This is a genomic window from Anabaena sp. CCY 9613, from assembly GCF_963920895.1.
GTDB lineage: Bacteria > Cyanobacteriota > Cyanobacteriia > Cyanobacteriales > Nostocaceae > Cyanocohniella.
Genome location: NZ_CAWUDE010000050.1, coordinates 1 through 1,429 on the forward strand (window position 1 = coordinate 1; position 1,429 = coordinate 1,429).

The following is a 1,429-nucleotide window of genomic DNA, read 5'->3' on the forward strand; positions in this document are numbered from 1 at the left end:
CAGGGTAAGAGCATCTCAATCAGGCTTGACACAAGGAATCAGAAGAATCTAAAGTATTGTCAATGAAACAACTGAGAACCTGAATCATATAATTATTATCCATAGCAGTGCGTTTCATTTTTTGACGGAGACTACGTTTGTAGGTCTGTTCACGGTTAAGAGCATTGAGAGCGAAGCGTCGTAAAAGAGCAAAATTTTGGGGACTGTGGAAAGAACGAATGCGACAAGCGTCTTCTGCAAAGGTACAGTCGAGAGTCCAGTGAGCCTCGTTTTCAATGCCCCAGTGTTTTCGGATAGCCCGACCGATAATTTGAGCATCACTGTTTAAAGAAGAGAGATAAAACTGAACCTCACGAGTAGTTTTATTCCAAAGATGACGAACACGGACAACCATAACCAGAGATTGCAAACCTGCCCAGAATTTGGGTTGATAAAGCTCACCGATAGCCGTAATGGGTACAGTCCAAACTTCACGAATTTCCGTGCGATGATGTGCTTTTTCAATCCGTTTGTCATAACTAACATTAATCCCCGAAAATTGCTCTGCAAGCGCAGTGTCAAACCATTGTTTGACTTGAGAATAAAGCGTGGGATGGTTGGCTTTCAGTGCCAGGACATAATCAGCTTTTTTAGCGATAATTTGTTTGGCAATTTCAGTTTGTGTACCCATTGCATCAATGGTGATGATAGCGCCTGTGATATCTAGTAACTCTAATAATGCGGGAATTGCAGTAATTTCATTGGATTTATCTTCTACTTTCACCTGTGCCAACACCAAACGTTGTTCACTTGCCCAGGCACTGATAACGTGGAGTGCGCTTTGACCTTGATTGCGGTCATAAGAACCCCTAATTGTCTTTCCATCTATGGGGATTATTTCTCCTCCCATGTTTGTGATTAGGGTTTCTACCCATCTCAAGAAACATCGATTGAGTACTTCTGGGTTGATGAACTCAAACACCCGACGGAAAGTATCATCTGACGGAATTCCGTTTGGTAGTGCTAAGAACTCTTCTAACCACTGTTGCTTACTGATACCGTAATTCTCGATATCTTCCCATCCTTGCGCTCCTCCTATGACTGCCAGAATCGCAATTACTAAGATGTCTGTAAGTTGATGTTTTTTTGTTCGCTCTACTCTGGGGTCTTTGATATCCCCAAAATGCTCCACTAGACTCTGTTGAATGCTGGCGATGTCTGCTATTTCTTTTGACTTTCGCTCTTCACGTGTATTTTGAAGTCCATCCGCAGATTTTGTTTCAAAGCCCTGTGACATCAACTAGACTCCTGAAGATTTTGGGACAATATGTATTGAAGTCTTCTCATTAATCTTGTTCTGAAGTCAAGTGCATTTTTTACACCTTTGTTTATCCTTGTCTTGGCTAATTTGTCAAGCTCACTCTATACCAAATTAGATGAGCTTACCCTG

At 41.7% G+C, this 1,429-nt stretch carries 1 protein-coding gene; it reads right to left on the reverse strand.

Annotation, left to right across the window (positions count from 1 at the left end):
• Window positions 1–19: 19 nt before the first annotated feature.
• Window positions 20–1,276, reverse strand: a complete 1,257-nt coding sequence (locus ACM0OT_RS23760; RefSeq protein WP_414566835.1) for an ISAs1 family transposase — start codon at window positions 1,274–1,276, stop codon at window positions 20–22.
• Between the last annotated feature and the right edge of the window lie 153 nt (window positions 1,277–1,429).

Bases quoted from the DNA above. Each gene is read 5' to 3' on its own strand.
- ACM0OT_RS23760 (WP_414566835.1), bottom strand. From the start codon at position 1,276: ATGTCACAGGGCTTTGAAACAAAATCTGCGGATGGACTTCAAAATACA.